Source organism: Wolbachia endosymbiont (group A) of Volucella bombylans (assembly GCF_964026965.1).
Classification (GTDB): Bacteria; Pseudomonadota; Alphaproteobacteria; order Rickettsiales; family Anaplasmataceae; genus Wolbachia; species Wolbachia pipientis.
On sequence record NZ_OZ034717.1, the window covers coordinates 1,177,310 to 1,193,911 of the forward strand.

Annotated in this window: 16 protein-coding genes and 1 other RNA gene; 8 read left to right on the forward strand and 9 right to left on the reverse strand. The window is 34.6% G+C overall.

Annotated features, from left to right (window positions below):
• Positions 1–8 precede the first annotated feature (8 nt).
• On the reverse strand, positions 9–1,118 hold the full coding sequence (locus tag AAGD51_RS05955; RefSeq protein ID WP_265027866.1) for a hypothetical protein: 1,110 nt from the start codon (positions 1,116–1,118) through the stop codon (positions 9–11).
• The gene (locus tag AAGD51_RS05960; RefSeq protein WP_341810433.1) at positions 1,084–2,280 is read right to left on the reverse strand and encodes a hypothetical protein; all 1,197 of its coding nucleotides are present in this window, start codon (positions 2,278–2,280) and stop codon (positions 1,084–1,086) included. Before AAGD51_RS05960 ends, AAGD51_RS05955 begins: the two co-directional genes overlap by 35 nt.
• A gap of 341 nt (positions 2,281–2,621) precedes the next feature.
• Between AAGD51_RS05960 and AAGD51_RS05965 the strand changes: the two genes are divergently transcribed.
• From AAGD51_RS05965 to AAGD51_RS05985, 5 genes are all read left to right on the forward strand, one after another.
• Positions 2,622–4,253 carry a recombinase family protein gene (locus tag AAGD51_RS05965; RefSeq protein ID WP_341810434.1) on the forward strand — a complete coding sequence of 544 codons (1,632 nt, stop codon included), beginning with the start codon at positions 2,622–2,624 and terminating at the stop codon, positions 4,251–4,253.
• On the forward strand, positions 4,183–5,646 hold the full coding sequence (locus tag AAGD51_RS05970; RefSeq protein WP_236717748.1) for a YifB family Mg chelatase-like AAA ATPase: 1,464 nt from the start codon (positions 4,183–4,185) through the stop codon (positions 5,644–5,646). Before AAGD51_RS05965 ends, AAGD51_RS05970 begins: the two co-directional genes overlap by 71 nt.
• 83 nt (positions 5,647–5,729) lie before the next feature.
• Positions 5,730–6,188, forward strand: coding sequence for a hypothetical protein (locus tag AAGD51_RS05975; protein ID WP_341810435.1), 459 nt, complete (start codon positions 5,730–5,732; stop codon positions 6,186–6,188).
• Positions 6,189–6,436: 248 nt separating this feature from the next.
• Entirely contained in the window at positions 6,437–7,633 is a 1,197-nt protein-coding gene (gene ftsZ / locus AAGD51_RS05980; protein ID WP_010962790.1) for a cell division protein FtsZ, read from the forward strand.
• Positions 7,633–8,031: an EVE domain-containing protein gene (locus AAGD51_RS05985; RefSeq protein ID WP_077188253.1), complete on the forward strand. Its 399-nt coding sequence runs from the start codon at positions 7,633–7,635 to the stop codon at positions 8,029–8,031. Before ftsZ ends, AAGD51_RS05985 begins: the two co-directional genes overlap by 1 nt.
• A 33-nt stretch (positions 8,032–8,064) precedes the next feature.
• On the opposite strand, the gene AAGD51_RS05990 is transcribed toward AAGD51_RS05985, so the two are convergent.
• Complete coding sequence (locus AAGD51_RS05990; protein WP_236514572.1) at positions 8,065–8,391, reverse strand: hypothetical protein; 327 nt, start codon at positions 8,389–8,391, stop codon at positions 8,065–8,067.
• 24 nt (positions 8,392–8,415) lie between these two features.
• On the opposite strand from AAGD51_RS05990, the gene ybeY reads away from it, so the two are divergent.
• A complete protein-coding gene (ybeY, locus tag AAGD51_RS05995) occupies positions 8,416–8,868 on the forward strand; it encodes an rRNA maturation RNase YbeY (RefSeq protein ID WP_010082473.1) in 453 nt (150 codons plus the stop codon).
• An 86-nt stretch (positions 8,869–8,954) separates the two neighbouring features.
• Entirely contained in the window at positions 8,955–9,743 is a 789-nt protein-coding gene (locus AAGD51_RS06000) for a succinate dehydrogenase iron-sulfur subunit (RefSeq protein WP_010082472.1), read from the forward strand.
• 3 nt (positions 9,744–9,746) lie between these two features.
• On the opposite strand, the gene AAGD51_RS06005 is transcribed toward AAGD51_RS06000, so the two are convergent.
• Genes AAGD51_RS06005 through AAGD51_RS06020 form a run of 4 tightly spaced genes read right to left on the reverse strand, consistent with a single transcriptional unit; the run spans position 9,747 to position 13,180 of the window.
• Positions 9,747–10,883, reverse strand: a complete 1,137-nt coding sequence (locus AAGD51_RS06005; protein WP_236514561.1) for a hypothetical protein — start codon at positions 10,881–10,883, stop codon at positions 9,747–9,749.
• A gap of 42 nt (positions 10,884–10,925) precedes the next feature.
• Complete coding sequence (locus AAGD51_RS06010; protein ID WP_006280097.1) at positions 10,926–11,705, reverse strand: GNAT family N-acetyltransferase; 780 nt, start codon at positions 11,703–11,705, stop codon at positions 10,926–10,928.
• Positions 11,695–12,177, reverse strand: coding sequence for a phosphatidylglycerophosphatase A (locus tag AAGD51_RS06015; RefSeq protein WP_006279290.1), 483 nt, complete (start codon positions 12,175–12,177; stop codon positions 11,695–11,697). Before AAGD51_RS06015 ends, AAGD51_RS06010 begins: the two co-directional genes overlap by 11 nt.
• Before the next feature lie 19 nt (positions 12,178–12,196).
• Positions 12,197–13,180 (reverse strand): NAD(P)H-dependent glycerol-3-phosphate dehydrogenase, encoded by a 984-nt coding sequence (locus AAGD51_RS06020; protein WP_006280098.1) that lies wholly within the window; start codon positions 13,178–13,180, stop codon positions 12,197–12,199.
• Between the two features lie 325 nt (positions 13,181–13,505).
• Between AAGD51_RS06020 and AAGD51_RS06025 the strand changes: the two genes are divergently transcribed.
• Entirely contained in the window at positions 13,506–14,276 is a 771-nt protein-coding gene (locus AAGD51_RS06025; RefSeq protein WP_006280099.1) for a response regulator transcription factor, read from the forward strand.
• Between the two features lie 51 nt (positions 14,277–14,327).
• Here AAGD51_RS06025 and rnpB read toward each other — a convergent pair.
• Positions 14,328–14,677: RNase P RNA component class A (gene rnpB, locus AAGD51_RS06030), an RNA gene on the reverse strand.
• 157 nt (positions 14,678–14,834) lie between these two features.
• Complete coding sequence (locus AAGD51_RS06035; protein WP_341810436.1) at positions 14,835–16,487, reverse strand: hypothetical protein; 1,653 nt, start codon at positions 16,485–16,487, stop codon at positions 14,835–14,837.
• Positions 16,488–16,602 lie beyond the last annotated feature (115 nt).

Below are 16,602 nucleotides of genomic sequence, written 5' to 3' on the forward strand. Positions count from 1 at the left end.
AAAAAACTCTATTTTTTTATAGTCAAAGTAAAAGGGTTAATACGATAACCATGTGATGATCTTTGCCAACCAAGGGTTTGTATTACATCATCACGTTCAATACTTAATCCTAATTTCTCAGCCAATGTAGCTTTGATCGTTTTTTGCATCTTGTTTAATGGTTTTCTGATTTGATGTTCTAAATCTGCTTCTAAACTAAGTCCCAATAGTTTTTCTAACTGATTAATATTGAGAAGTGTATGTTTTTCAGGTGGTAACTCTTTCTCACAGTCATGTAAAAATTGCTTGAACAATATTCGAAAAATATTAAGGCATGATGCAGCTTTTTTATTTATAACTTCAACGCTATTAACATATACCATACCTTTAACTACCTGTAACTCCAAAAGCTTTGTTGGCACAATTGGTTCAACACGTTTAAGCGAAATATATGAAGCTGGTAAAACTTGCAAAGAAGTATTTTCTACTACCTCTGGTACTTCTCTTTTAGCTGCTTCTTGAAATATCTCAGTTAAAGTCTTAAGCTGACAAAACAGTTTCACCATTGGCACTACGTATAGATTCAGTAATAGATTCGGTATATCTTTTTTTAGAGTAATTAGAACTGTCGGATGGACTCTAAGTTTATCTATAGTGAGAAATATTGCATCAGTACAAAAATCAAGAATTATTAGATTTACAATACGACCTCGATTACAAATATAATAAACTCCTTTTTCCACTTTTTCCCACATAAGTCTTGAATCATTCAACTTAGTTTCAAACCATTCTATGATTCTCTCTGTATTTAAGTATATGGATAAGAGATGAAATCTCTGTTTTTGATAAGTATTAGGCAGAATATGACGAGAACAGTTTTCACAAATAGCGTCATCACATGCTTCATCAAAGTCTGGATCAATGAAAATCTCATTGCTACAATTTGGATCAACTACATTTGGCCAATCAAGATGATCTTCTTCACGGGAACAAACAATATAGTACCTTTCTTGCATTTTTATCAATCCAAGGTCGAATAAGTATCTTGCTGTTTGAATGTGATTTCGACTTGGATCAACCCAAGAACTATTTGAACTTAAAAGATCAGCAATTTGCTCGTGAAAGGATTTTAAGACCATAAGATTGTTCCATATGTTTCTTCAGGTCCTCTCTTTCTTTTTTATTGAGTGGATGCTCTGAATAATAAATTTCCCCACTTATTTTGAAAGAAAATGTTACCTTTTTGTTTTGGAACATTACTTTAGCTGATTGAATAGATTGTAGTATGTTGCCAATAGCTGGCTTTAAAATATGTAACTCTGGTGCAATAGGATCATACGGCTTTACACTTAAAGTAAGATATGTATTACTATTTTTAAAATAATCTGACTTAAAATTTAACTCAAATATACAAATGTCAGAGTCAGAACCATCTATACATGCTTGAAGAAATTTGTGCACTTGTAATGGAAAGTTCTTATCTTGTATATTTACAAAAGTACATTCGCAGTCAAAATACCCACTTACAATGCTATTTGCTATTTCCACAGCCTTGTTAGTATTTTTAGCACAGAGATTAACCTGAGTGCCATCAAGAGAAAAATCTAAAATCATCCACTCAGGTTTATGACCATGAACAACTTTGTTTGAATTAAGCAGTAAATCCATGTCACTTCCTCGACGTACAAACATATATATTCGATCTTGGTGATGGAAAAAACCCTGCAACTGGTCATCATCCTTAAGTATCTGCTCTACAGTTTCTTGTGACATAAATGCCTTAAATGAAGTATTTATTTGTCTTGGTGATTTCTGTAGAGCAAATGATACGAAACCTTTCTTTTGTACTTTATCAAAGTGATAAACAGATTTTAGAAGTTCGCAATTTATGTGAAATAGTAAAAACAATAAGGATCTTTTATCATACTTAGTATTATTTTTTACCAGGTACGATCTCATTAACTTCTCAGTCAGAGCAAATCTTGCCACTTCACTGACCGTAGCCTCAAGTTTCGTACGATCAAAGTAGCTAATTAGATAATAGTCAAAAAGAGAGTCAGAGTAACTGGTAAGTATCTTACGTTTTTGTTGAGTGGATCTATCGTCATAATCTCCGTCCTGAAAAAGCTGTCCATTTAAATGATTTTTAAAGCAATGCTGAAAAATGATACTCAATTGTCTACCAGAAAGAGAATCAAGCCATAGTTTACGTAATTCTAAATCTTGAAAGCGATCTAGTAAAAGATTAACGGGAACTTCTAAATCACTCTCCCAGAATTCATTACTTGGATAAACATTCATAACAGATTAAATAAGCTATATCATACATAATATGATAATTTAAGCAAAGATTTTTTGGACATAATTTTTTCAAATCTTGTATATTTATTAGGGAGAATTTCTTGTTTGCGCAAACTAGACAGCTTTTTTAAATAAGGTGTTTAGTTTAAAATGGTAAACGTTTTCTTTTAGCTATGGCAATAGAAGTCTCCTAACCTATAAGAAAATTCACAGGAAGAAAAACATGCAAAAAGGGGATTTAACTATTTATTGCCGTTATGAGCCCAGTCGGTTGGCAGGTACATATTTGGCAGATGCTTATGAACAATTATTGAAATATAAAATAAAGGAGGTAGAAGAAAATGACAACCGTAAGCTTGTATGCAAGAGTTTCATCAAGACAACAGGCACAGGAGAATACGATAGAGAGTCAGATTGTAGAATTGGAGCGTCGCATTAGTAGCGATGGACATGAATTATTAGATGAGCATAGGTTTGTTGATAATGGTTACAGTGGATCAAACTTAGAACGTCCTGGCTTAGAGAGTTTACGTGATAGAGTAGCAGAAGGTAAGATTGATAAGATATACATTCATTCACCTGATCGGCTATCACGGAAATTTTCATATCAAATGATCTTACTCGAAGAGTTTAAAAAGGCTGGATCTGAAATAGTATTTTTGAATCATAAGTTTGATGATAATCCTGATTCCCATTTATTTCTACAGATTCAGGGAGCAATAGCAGAATATGAACGTGCAAAGATTATGGAACGAAACCGTAGAGGTAAACTTCATGCGGCCAAAGCTGGGTGTATAAGTGTGATGGGTAGGGCGCCTTACGGTTATCGCTACATAGCAAAACATGTAGGTGAAGGAAGTGCTCAATTTGAGGTTGATGAAGAAGAGGCAAATATAGTGCGTAAAATATTTAGTCGGGTTGGCCAAGAAAGAGCAAGCATAGGAGAAGTTGTACATGAACTGAATAAGATACCGGTAATAACACGAACAGGAAAAAGGTATTGGAAAAGGAGCACTATTTGGAACATGTTAAAAAATCCTGCTTATATAGGACAAGCAGCTTATGGTAAAACTAAGACATGCTCAAAACCACAAGTAAAAAAGTCAAAAAAAGGAACTTGTGGTAAACTTAAAAGTGGTCGCTTTAATAGTGATAAAGAGAACTGGACTTATATTCCAGTACCAAAAATAATCAATGAAAATTTATTTGATTCAGTGCAAACACAATTAGCTGAAAATAGACAAAGAGCAAGAGTACGGCAAAGAAGAGAAACATATTTATTGCAAGGTTTAATGGTATGTCAACGTTGTCAATATACTTATTGTGGTACAAACCACGTTCATAAAAAGTCGACATATTATTACTATCGTTGCTCTGGTACAAACTCTAGCAAATTTAATGGCAATAAAATCTGTGATAATAAATCAATACGCACTGATGTATTAGATGGAGTTATATGGAAAGAAGTCAAGAGTATCTTGAAAGAGCCAGATAGGATTGCAAATGAATATCAACGTAGATTGTCAGAGAACAAAAAACCTTTACATAATCAAACACGTGAAAAGCAAGAAAGTAAGCTAAGATTAAGTATCAAAAAATTTATTGATAGCTATGCCAAAGGGTTTATAAGCCAAGAAGAATTTGAACCAAGAATCACAACAATGAAACAACATTTGAAAGAAATTGAAGAAGAGAAAGAAAGAACACTCGATCAAAAGAAGTTACAACAAGAATTGAGCCTTGTTACAGATAGCTTGAAAAACTTTTCCTCAAGCGTTGAGTCAAAGCTTGATCAAGTGGATTGGCAGACTAAACAAAATATTATTAGAATGTTGATTCATCAAATTGAAATCAATCACAATCACTTGTATATAGTATTTCGCATAAAAAATCTTGCAAATTTTGATCAAAATAGCCATAATAGAATTATGCAATGTTGTACTAGCAGTCAATATTGTTGGCTTGCCGGATAAAACTGTTGCAGAATCCAGAGAGCGCATCAGAGCAGCGTTAAATTCAATCAATCTACTACTACCTCCAAAAAGAATTACAGTTAATCTCTCCCCTGCGGATTTGCTGAAAGAAGGCAGTCATTATGACTTGGCTATTGCTATTGGACTACTTGTTGTAATGAATGTGATACCAGTTGAAAAAGTTCAGTCTTATATCATTATGGGTGAGCTTGCCCTTGATGGCAGAGTTATTCCAGTTTCAGGAGTGCTGCCAACAGCAATTAATGCAAAAAAGGACAATAAAGGAGTAATTTGCCCGAGAGGAAATGGTGTAGAAGCTGTATGGGTGAAGAATGTTTCAATTCTGGCTATAGAGAAATTAACTGATATTATCAGACACTTTAAGGGTGAGCAATTAATTCAGCCAGTAATTTTTAATTATAGTGATGCACCCAAAGAAAAAAGATTGGTTCCCGATATGAAGGATATCAAAGGCCAAGTTGTTGCAAAAAGAGCAGCTGAAATTGCAGCAGCAGGTGGGCATAATATGCTTCTTGTTGGCCCTCCTGGTACTGGAAAATCAATGCTTGCTAAGCGCTTTATAGGATTGCTGCCTGATTTAACCGAACAGGAGATGATTGATGTTAATATTATTTCCAGCATAACAAAAACTGGTAATGAAATATTCAAAGTAACTCGTCCCTTTCGTGAACCTCATCATTCATGCTCTATGCCAGCGATGATAGGGGGAGGAAAGAATGCAAAACCTGGAGAAATTACCATGGCTCACAATGGCGTGTTATTCCTTGATGAGTTGCCAGAATTTCCAAGACTTGTGCTTGATTCTCTGCGCCAACCACTTGAAGATAGAAAAGTTACCGTTGCAAGGGCAAATGCTCACATAACCTACCCTGCAAATTTTCAACTGATTGCTGCAATGAACCCTTGCAGGTGCGGTTATTTAGGTGATGCAAGCAGATCGTGCAACAAAGCTCCAAAGTGTGGCACAGATTACAAAAACAAAATATCAGGCCCATTGCTTGATAGAATAGACATATGCATTGAAATGCCAAACGTTAGCATACTCTCTCCTGAAATCTCTGTGGAGGGAGAAAGTACTAAAATCATAAGAGAAAGAGTGATAGCAGCAAGAAAAGTTCAAACTGAGCGCTATAGTGAATTAAATATTCGTTGCAATTCAGAAGTAAGCGGTGAAGCATTTAATAAATTTACTGAACCAGATCAGGCAGGGTTAGAATTGCTAAAATACGTACTGAAAGAAAATTACATTTCCAATCGAGGCTACACACGCGTATTAAAAGTTGCAAGAACTATTGCAGATCTTGCAAAAAGTGAAGAAGTAAAAAGAGCACACATTGCTGAAGCGCTCAATTACAGAATAAAGGTATATTAAAAAATTAGTTTACTTGACAGGCAATTTTTTTTACTATATGCTTCCTTAATGAAATTTTAACATTCTATTTAAGGAGTAGAGTTATGGCATTAACAAATTATGAGTATGCAAAAGGGGATGGCATTTTTCATGCTATTTCAAAAGGATATATACAAGCTGAAAAATACTGGGGAATTCCTGGTGCTGCTGGTGGAGCTGGTCAGTACGCTATGCATAATAAAGGGAGAACAGCATTATTTCCGCTTGCAGTTGCAAGTGTTGTCTTTACAGCAATGCATATGAAAGCAGGCTTTGTTAGTGCAGCAGAAGCTTCTGGGTTTCTTGCTAAGACTGCCAGTTACTTTGTTGGAACAAATCAAGCAATAGCTGCTTCATTACCTGGATTTATCGGAACAGGTGTTGCTGGTCAGATAGTTGCGGGTGCCATAATGGCAATTGCTGCAGTTGCTGCAGTTGCTGCTGTTTATGGAACATATCAAGTTGCCTCAAAATTAAAAGATGTTGCAGTTGAAGCATCGAAAGAGAAAGATAAGGGATTATAATAATCTTCAACAAAATAAAAAGGGATAGGTTTCTGTCCCTTTTTATAAACATTTTCTATTTTTTGCATCGGTTAAGTGATGTCATTTAAGAATCTAGTTATTATAATTAACGGCACTTATTAGTATAAATGTTAAGAATAAGTAAGTCCCGTTTACTGTTTACGCCTATAGAAGTGAAAAGTATTTGCATATTATTAAAAAAGCGGTAACTTATTATCAAGTGAATTCGCTAAATTTGAGTAATTTAAATGTCTATTGATCTTAGTCTGCCGGAGTTGCCTATATTACACCCAAGGATTACCGTTGTGGGAGTGGGTGGTGCTGGTGGAAATGCTGTGAATAACATGATCCAATCTAATTTGCAAGGAGTGAATTTTGTTGTCGCAAATACCGATGCTCAAGCACTAGAAAAGTCGTTATGTGATAAAAAAATTCAGCTTGGCATTAATTTAACTAAGGGGCTTGGTGCTGGTGCTTTGCCTGATGTTGGCAAAGGTGCAGCAGAAGAGTCAATTGATGAGATTATGGAGCATATAAAAGATAGTCATATGCTTTTCATCACAGCAGGAATGGGCGGTGGTACTGGAACCGGTGCAGCACCGGTAATTGCAAAAGCAGCCAGAGAAGCAAGAGCCGCAGTTAAGGATAGAGCGCCAAAAGAAAAAAAGATATTGACTGTTGGAGTTGTAACTAAACCGTTCGGTTTTGAAGGTGTGCGCCGTATGCGCATTGCAGAGCTTGGACTTGAAGAACTGCAAAAATACGTGGATACACTTATTGTCATTCCAAATCAGAATTTATTTAGAATTGCAAATGAAAAAACTACATTTTCTGATGCATTTAAACTTGCTGATAATGTTCTGCACATTGGCATCAGAGGAGTAACTGACTTGATGGTCATGCCAGGGCTTATCAATCTTGACTTCGCTGATATAGAAACAGTAATGAGCGAGATGGGCAAAGCGATGATCGGCACCGGAGAGGCAGAAGGAGAAGATAGAGCAATTAGCGCTGCAGAGGCTGCAATATCTAATCCATTGCTTGATAATGTATCAATGAAAGGTGCGCAAGGAATATTAATTAACATTACTGGTGGCGGAGATATGACTCTGTTTGAAGTTGATGCTGCAGCCAATAGAGTGCGTGAAGAAGTAGATGAAAATGCAAATATAATATTTGGTGCTACTTTTGATCAAGCGATGGAGGGAAGAGTTAGAGTTTCTGTTCTTGCAACTGGCATTGATGGTCGCAATAATAAATCAGAAACTTCACCTATAAGTCAGAGCGAAGACTCAGAGAAAGAGAAATTTAAGTGGCCATATAGTCAAAGTGAAAGTACGCAAGACAAAACACTGGAAACAAAACCAGCTGAACAGGTAAGCGAAGGAGCTAAGTGGGGCAGCAATATCTATGATATACCAGCTTACTTAAGAAGAAAAAAATAATGCAATTTTGGCTACTCAAGTCAGAGCCAAGTGAATACTCATGGCAAAAAATGGAAAAGGATCAGGTAGTTGAGTGGGATGGTGTGCGCAATTATCAAGCTCAAAATTACATGAAAATTATGAAAGCAAGCGATCTTGCGTTTTTTTATCATACAGGTAAAGAGAAAGCAATACTTGGAATCGTTGAAGTATTTAAAGAGTATTATCATGTTAATGATCCCAAGTTCGGATTAGTGAATGTAAAGTTTTTGAAACCTTTAAATAACCAAGTAACGTTAAATAATATAAAACAAAACCCACTTTTGAAAAATATGACTATATTAAAACAACCACGTTTATCAATTGCCCCAGTTTCGGAAATTGAATGGAATGAAATAATAAGGATGAGTGATGTGTAATACCTGTCATTTCAGTTCCTAAATGATGTCATCTCAGCACACAACGCACAGCTGTATGAATATTTGTCTCGAAGGCAGTGCATTAAACGTTATAGCCGATTTTGCATCAAACACAAAGGTGTCATTCCAGTGCTTGACACTGGAATCCAGCCTTAATGCAACCACATTAAAGCCGTTGTGTTTTAATATAAGATTAGCTACTTTTATATTCACTAACTTGATGTCTAATCGAAATTCCTGGATCCCAGTGTCTAGGCACTGGGATGACATCCTTCTAGTGTACAATATTCGTACAGTTGTGTACATGACACAAGGGTCTATAACTCTTCTTTTTTGGATTCCAGTGTCAGCTATTTGCATGACACCCTTACTGATGTGTCACTCATGTTAGAAGTAAATATTCTTGACAAGAAATGGTGCAGCATTATAGAAAATCCTAAAAATTTTGTATTAGGTGTCATCAATGCTTCTCTAAAAGAATTAAAAATAGACCACTATAAACCAAATATATCAATAGCTCTGGCTGATGATGACTTGCTACATCAACTTAATTTAAAATTTAGAGAAATGGATAAGCCAACTAACGTACTATCATTTCCGTATGAACAATTGTCTAATGAGTGCGATTTAGGAGACATAGCAATTTCAATAGACACAATAAAAAGAGAATCGCATGAGTATTATATACCCATTCTTGCTCACATTGCACACATGTTAGTGCATGGATTACTGCATTTACTTGGTTATGATCACCAAAAAAAAGATGAAGAAATTATAATGAAAAATCTAGAAAGAGAGATTTTAGCTTCGCTTGGCTACAATATGTGTGCGATTTAAAAGGAATTTAATAAAAATATAGTAGATGATAATAAAATATGTTATCTACAAAGGGTTTTAGCTATAAACAATAAAAGGTAAGTGATATGGTTCAGTTTTCTTTGCCAAAGAATTCTAAAATTAATCAAAAGGGCAAAATTTATCCTATTCCTGCTAGAGCAAAAAACATCAGAAGATTTCAAATTTACCGTTGGTCTGCTGATGACGAGAAAAACCCTAGAATAGACACATTTTTTATTGATATGGATAGTTGTGGCCCTATGGTACTTGATGCATTAATAAAAATAAAGGATGAAATAGATTCGACTTTAACTTTCAGACGTTCTTGTAGAGAAGGCATATGTGGATCTTGTGCCATGAATATTGACGGAACCAATACTCTTGCATGTACTAGATCTATACATGATATAAAAGGTGACGTAAAAATATATCCATTACCTCACATGTATGTAATAAAGGACCTAGTCTCGGATTTGAGCCAATTTTATGAGCAATACAAATCAATTAAACCTTGGTTACAAGCAGATAAGCCTGCCCTACCAAATAAAGAATACTCTCAATCTTCTGAAGATAGAAAAAAATTAGATGGCTTGTCCGACTGTATATTATGTGCTTGCTGTTCGACTGGTTGCCCAAGCTACTGGTGGAATAGTGATAAATTTTTAGGACCAGCAATACTATTACAAGCTTACAGATGGATTGCTGACAGCCGTGATAATAAGACAGGTGAAAGACTTGATGTTTTAAACGACCCATTCAAGTTGTATCGTTGTCATACAATAATGAATTGCACAAAAACTTGTCCTAAAGGACTTAATCCAGCAAGAGCAATAGCGAAAGTAAAACAGCTCATGGTAGAGAGAGAAGGAGTTTAAGTATTATCTTTTGCATTCTTCGTAAGAGAACAGCAAACCTTCCGAAGCGTAGGGTATTGTTAATACCCTGAACGCTTTTCCATTCGTGAAATGCATCGTATCATCATACGATTCAAATAATTTTTTGAACAACTCATGTCTTTGATTACTAATAGTTTGAAAATCCTCTTTTTCTAAAAGCTTTTTAGATTCGCAGAGGTAAAGCATAACTTCATGATAAGTTGGGTAAGATGCCAAAAATTTTGGGTCAAATTGAAAGGTTTTTATAAAAGCATTATTATAAAATTTTAGCTTTTGATTCTTACTATATATTACTATAGCAACCGGTAACCTCTCAAGCAAATTTTTCTGTGTAGCTAAATAACTGTTTAATTCAGTATATAATTTCTCTGCATCACTAACATCTTTCCCATACATTACTATGCTACCAGAACCTTGTATTGGAATTTTAACAAAATCGAAAACCTTAGGTTCGTTCTTATAAGTTATGACATGTCTTCCTGGTTTTGTGCTATGAGCGCTACCGGTAATAGCAAATTTCTTAGAACCATCTACATATTTATCATAAAACAAGTTATAAAATTCCACCTTTCTACTCTTGTTATATCTTAGTATTGGAAATGGTAAAGAGTTGAAAACGTTTTTATAGCTCTCCACTTCCTGTGTAAGCTTACTATTTTCTAACTCAAGTCCGTTAGCCTTTATCTTACAGTCTGAGACATTCCTTATCCATAACAGCACACCTATCACATTGTTAGAATCATCTATTATGCTTCTACCGTAACATATGCAATAAACCTCACTGTCTTTTGACTTTAAATCTAGAGTAAAAGATTTATTTATTTCCTTTGCCTCAACAAAATTTTTGATTAAGCTTTCTGATTGCTCAAAAAAATTCACAAACTCATTAAATGAGTAAAAAACAGTATTAAGCAAAATTAGTAAATTGGGAGAGAACTTTTCTATACGTTTTTTTGCATCCCAAATATAAAACCCATCATTCACAGTATCAATTAAATTATTTATGATAACATTTTGATGCTGTAAGTTCTTAATCTTATTACTAATTTTTAATTTAGAATAAGAGAGAAAGAATAATATTAGAATCAATATTAAAACCACTTCATACAAAAAAAACATAGCACTTTTAAAACAAATGTAAAAATTTGTAACCGCTCAGAATTATGCTGAAGAGGTATATAAGTAAAGATTGCCTAACATTTGAAAGCCCAATCTCTTATAAAGGTTCACAGAAGATTTCATACAATGTGCTACTATATATTTGCATTCAAGCTGTTTAGCTATCTTTATTCTTTCTAAAACCATTTGGGTACCTATTCCACGATTCCTGTAAATTGGTAAAACTCCATCACTATAAAAACCAGCTACGCTATCTTGAACATAAAGACCGCATGTCCCAATAATTTCATTATTTAGTGTTACAAGAAAAAATCTTAATCTTGAGTTCTTATCATCATAATTTGATAATCCGCGAAAAAATGTGCTGACAATTCCAACGCCATGATAAAAAATTTTAGAAGTGTGTAGATCTAACTGTTCTAAGAGGTTGCTACCATTCACAGCATTTAACCTCAAGTTTGGAATAACATCAGCAGGTAAAAAGTAATTTTTCATATTAAGTAAAGCTTTTTTTGGTGTGCTAACGTGTTTTATTTCACACTTTTCTAAAATATCTCTTATTTTCATATGTGAATTTATTACCCATGTTGCTTCTATATCTCTTGTTCTGAGATAATCTAGAGTTTTTTGTATAGAAAGCTCGGTACATTGATCTCCACAGAACACAAAATTAAATAATGACTCCCTGGTACCATTTATTGTAAATATGATGTTATCAAATTCATCGTGTACTTCCCACTCAGATAAATTCGCTGTGTACAGTATATAATCCTTTAGATTTTGAACAATTAAGCTTGAATAATAAATTTTTTTATCCTGCATACACCAACAATAAACAATAAAAGGCTCCTATAAGAACACAGGCTAAAATTGCAGCTATAACGTCATCTAGCATAATACCTAAAGGACCTTTGGTATTTTTATCGATTAAATTTATAGGCCACGTTTTTATTATATCAAAAAACCTAAAAGAAAAAAAGCACAACAACAATGAAGAACAATTCATCTCTTGGCTTAACAATATCGAAACTAAAAGTATCGTCAGCAATTGACCAACCACTTCGTCAATTACTACCTCTTTTGGATCACATGAAGTCTTGTAATGTTTTATATAATTACCTGTAGACCATAATCCAATTAAGAATAAAAAAGAAATAATTGCTGCACCTAAAATTTTGTTGCTCAGGATTACAGGAACAAGCGGAAAAGAAGCCAAACTACCCACAGTACCTGGCATTTTTTTTACTGTTCCAGACAGCCACCACGTTGATATTAATTTATATAAAAATTTCACAATATATCCAAATACAAAATTAACTTATAAGAACAGAAATAGTATCCTCTATAGAGGCGCTTTCATACAATAATCTATAGACCGCTTCACATATAGGCATTTTTATCTTTAGCTTTCCTGCTAAATTAAATATGGACTCAGCAGTGCTAAAACCTTCAATCACTGACTTGCCTTCTGACAAAATCTGCTGAACATTAAAGCCATTGTCACTATTACCTATTTTAAACCCAAAAGATAAGTTTCTTGAATTCAAGGATGTGCATGTCATAATTAGGTCACCGAGACATGCTGGCCCAAGTAGTGTATTTATATCCACACTACCGTCACCAATTTTTGCTGAGTATAAAGCCTTAATTTCGCTCATACTTTTCGTAATCAATGCTGCATGAGCATTAAACCCAAGTTTACTACCTAGAACAATCCCACACGCTATAGCAAAAACGTTCTTTAACGCTGCACAAATCTGTACTCCTATAATGTCGTTACTAAACTCCAATTTAACATTTTCTTGTTGCAGCTCTGATACTAGCTTTGAACCTAATGTGTTATTTTGGCATGCAAGAACCATTGAATAGGGTAATTTTCTTGCAACTTCTACAGCAAAGCTAGGACCTGAAAAAATAGCAATAGGATTGTTAGGTAAAATTTCATTTACTATTTCACTAGGTAATTTTAATGTAGACTTTTCTATTCCCTTACAAGCTAAAATTATTGCTACATCTTTTTTCAGATTACAATTATGCAATTGCTGACATACCTTCCTCAGAGACTGAGTGGGAACAGCGAGGATTGTTACTGAAGCATTAATTGTGTCTTCAATAGCCAATTTTACTGACACATTATCAGAAATTCGACAACCGGGTAGCTTGTCACTTTCTCTTTTCCCGTTGATTGATTCAAATGTAGTTTCATTGCGAGTCCACAAAATCACATCTTTCTTACTACCTAATGAAATTGCGATTGCTGTACCCCATGCACCAGCACCTAAAATTGATATTGCCACACAATATTCCTGAAAATATTACTTATACTTTAAAATAGTAGGATAAGTAAATTAAAAATATAACACAGACATATAGAATAGTTAAATATTTATTAACCGAAGTATTCTTTTAATAATAGTAACTTTAATTCAATATTTACTAAAAATATTATTACTATCATGGTATGTCTATTATATTTTAGATCTATTTATATAACTTTGGAACAATATATTTACTATTAATTAATAAGTGTAATTTTGATCATTTGTTAATAAAAATTTGATTTATTACTTTCCTTAGTTATATATATTACTAAAATTATAAATTATTTATGGGGTGTAAAATATGCGTATATTATTAATTGAAGATGATCAAGTAAGTGCAAAGACTGTGGTTAACGCCTTAACTTCTGATGGACATTTCTGTGACGTTGTTACTTCTGCACAAGATTATAACAATAATATGGTTTCCTCAAACGGAGATTACTATGACCTAGTTATTTTAGATATACACTTGCCTGGTGATATTGACGGATATGATATATTGCTAAGACTAAGAAGTGCAAAAATCAAAGTTCCTGTCTTAATACTTTCATGTATATCCGCTGTCAATCACAAAGCTAAAGGACTCGGGTATGGTGCCGATGATTACTTAACCAAACCATTTCATAAAAGTGAGTTATTAGCTCGAATTAAGGCCATAGTGCGTCGTACTAAAGGCCATCCTGAATCGGTGATAAAGATTGGTAATATAAATATCAATTTTGATCACAGGATTGTTGAGGTGAAAGGTAAAACGGTTCACCTTACTAATAAAGAGTATTCTATGATAGAATTGCTAGCACTGCGTAAAGGAACAGTATTAACAAAAGAAATGTTCTTAAATCATCTTTACAATGGCTTAGATGAACCTTCAGATAACAAGATAGTTGATGTTTTTATGTGCAAATTACGTAAGAAACTTGAAAGTGCAAATGATGGAAAAAGCCACATAGAAACCGTTTGGGGCAGAGGGTATGTTCTGAAAGAGTATATTGATGATGATGAATATTCTAATGTTAATGTAGGCGAAAGTAGTGATGGCTATCAAGCAGAACAAGTGAAGGACAACGCATGAAATGCCTACACATTTAAATATAGCATGGCTTATATCGCACGTATCATGTGAACGCCTAGGTGAAATATAAGCCGAGTTCTGTTTATGTAGCTATTTATCTGGAGTAAGTGTTACCATTTACCGCATGCGATTTACCCGAGTAGATATGAGGAAAACATAAAATCTACTTCTATTTAATCTTGCTCCTAGTGTTGGTTACTCGACTACCAATGTTGCCATTGCCATGGTGTGCTCTTACCACACCTTTTCACCCTTACCTAAAAATATTTTAGGCGGTAATTTTCTGTAGCCCTATAACTGGAGTTACCTCCGGCGGGCATTACCCGTCACTATTTTTCCTTGGAGCCCGGACTTTCCTCTGCTATGTTTATCACACAACAGCAGCTACTTATTTCACCTAGGAATTATACTTTAACATGAAAATCACAAAAGCAAAAGACAATTTCCTAACAGTCTACATATTAAAAACATTTAGACAAATAGCTAAAGGTGATATTCCGGCACATCATCACTATCCCAAGATAAGCTTTTTTCACTTTTAGACTCCGCTTCAGTTAGTCAAGAGCCTGGTCCACCGCTTGAAGACGATGAGCTACTTCTTGATCGACTACTACTTTCTACTGATATACTATTTAGCACTGTTTCAGATTGATATATAGTTCGCATTCTGTTACCAGTGGTAAAAATTTCTTCATCGCTACTTGAAGATGATCGCCTTCTATAACCCAAATCAGTTAGTTCTAATACAGGAGCAGCATTACGACCCTTAACATATCTATATGCTATGAATCCTATAATTCCAACAATACCTATTGCTCCAACCAAAGATCCCCCTATCATTCCTGCCTTATTAGACCCTATAGCAAGTTGAGTAGGTTGTGGTGAAGAAGTAGACTGAGGAAGTAAAGTCGTGGTGAATATAGGAGTTGTTGACTCTTTTGTTCTAGTACTTGGTATACTAAATACTGTTTGTGTAGTTTTCTCTGAGCTTGTTGTTGGCGCAGTTGGTTCCACTGTTACTGTGCTTGTTTGAGTCGTTGACTCTGTTGAAGGTTTATTCGTTGTAGAAGTAGGTGCAACGGCTTCTGTTGTTGGCTTCACTGTTACTGTACTTGTTTGAGTCGTTGACTCTGTTGAAGGTTTACTCATCGTAGAAGTCGACGCACCAGTCGCTGCTGTAGGTTTTACAGTACTTGTCTCAGTCCCTGAAGTTACTATCGGCACACTAGTTGACGTTGTAGCAACCGTGGTCGCTTGTGAAGTAGTAGTTGTTTTTGCTACTGTCGTTGACTCCGTTGAAGGTTTACTTATTGTAGAAGTAGGTGCAACGGCTTCCGTTGTCAATTTAGTAGTCTTCACAGCGTCGGTTTCTGCTGTGCTAGTAATTGCAGCAGTCGGCGTTTTCTTAGAAGTCACAACCGTTTCTGCAACAGTTATAGGAGCCATGGTACTACTAGAAATAATATCTGGCGTTAATCGACCGTTAATGATATTAACAAAATCACTGAGAGTTTTGATGCTATTTGCCGGTATTATTGTTGCTTCAGAAGATTTTCCAGAGCCGTTTTGATTAAAAGTTACAATATTTTCTCCACTTACCGCAGTTACGATAAAACCACCCTGACCGTTGCCTTTAATATATAATTGCTCTATAGGATCTGTAAATTGATAGATAGGAAAATCTGACACTGATCCATTTTTAAGTAGAGTTGCTATATGTAACCTCTGCTCATTAGCTGATTGGTCATTTTCAAGAAAAGCAACTAGATCATTTCCTTCCGTTTGTTCAACATACTGCAAAAAGCTTATTTCATGTTCTCTAGAAAGAGATAGTGCTTTATTATCTATTTGACCTTTTCGATTACCAAGTAAAAAGCCATTAACTCCATCCTTCAGACCCTGAATCACTTTAGCCATATCAAATTTAAAAATACGTGTTTTTCTCACCTCTTGATTTTCCTTAGTAATCCTTTTGCTCACTTGCGAATAAAGCATCGTGTTTCCATTTAATGCCAATTGCCCCTGATTATCAAAATTGAACAATTTTCTTTCTGTAACACCTTTTTCTCCAGTCAATACCTTAAATTTTCCGCTCTCGCTTGACTTTAAGTACCAAGAAACTAAAGTTTGATCCTTTAAGTTATGGGCGATTACAATTACGTCACCATTACCAACTTTCACTGCTCTTGGTTGAAAGTAACTATTGCCCACATTTGCAAGACTATTATTATCAATATTCTTTTGTAATTTTCTTTTATCTAAATGTTCAACTGAAGGAGTATTAACTGATTGTTTAATTCCGTAAGTGTTAAAAGATAAGCCTTTA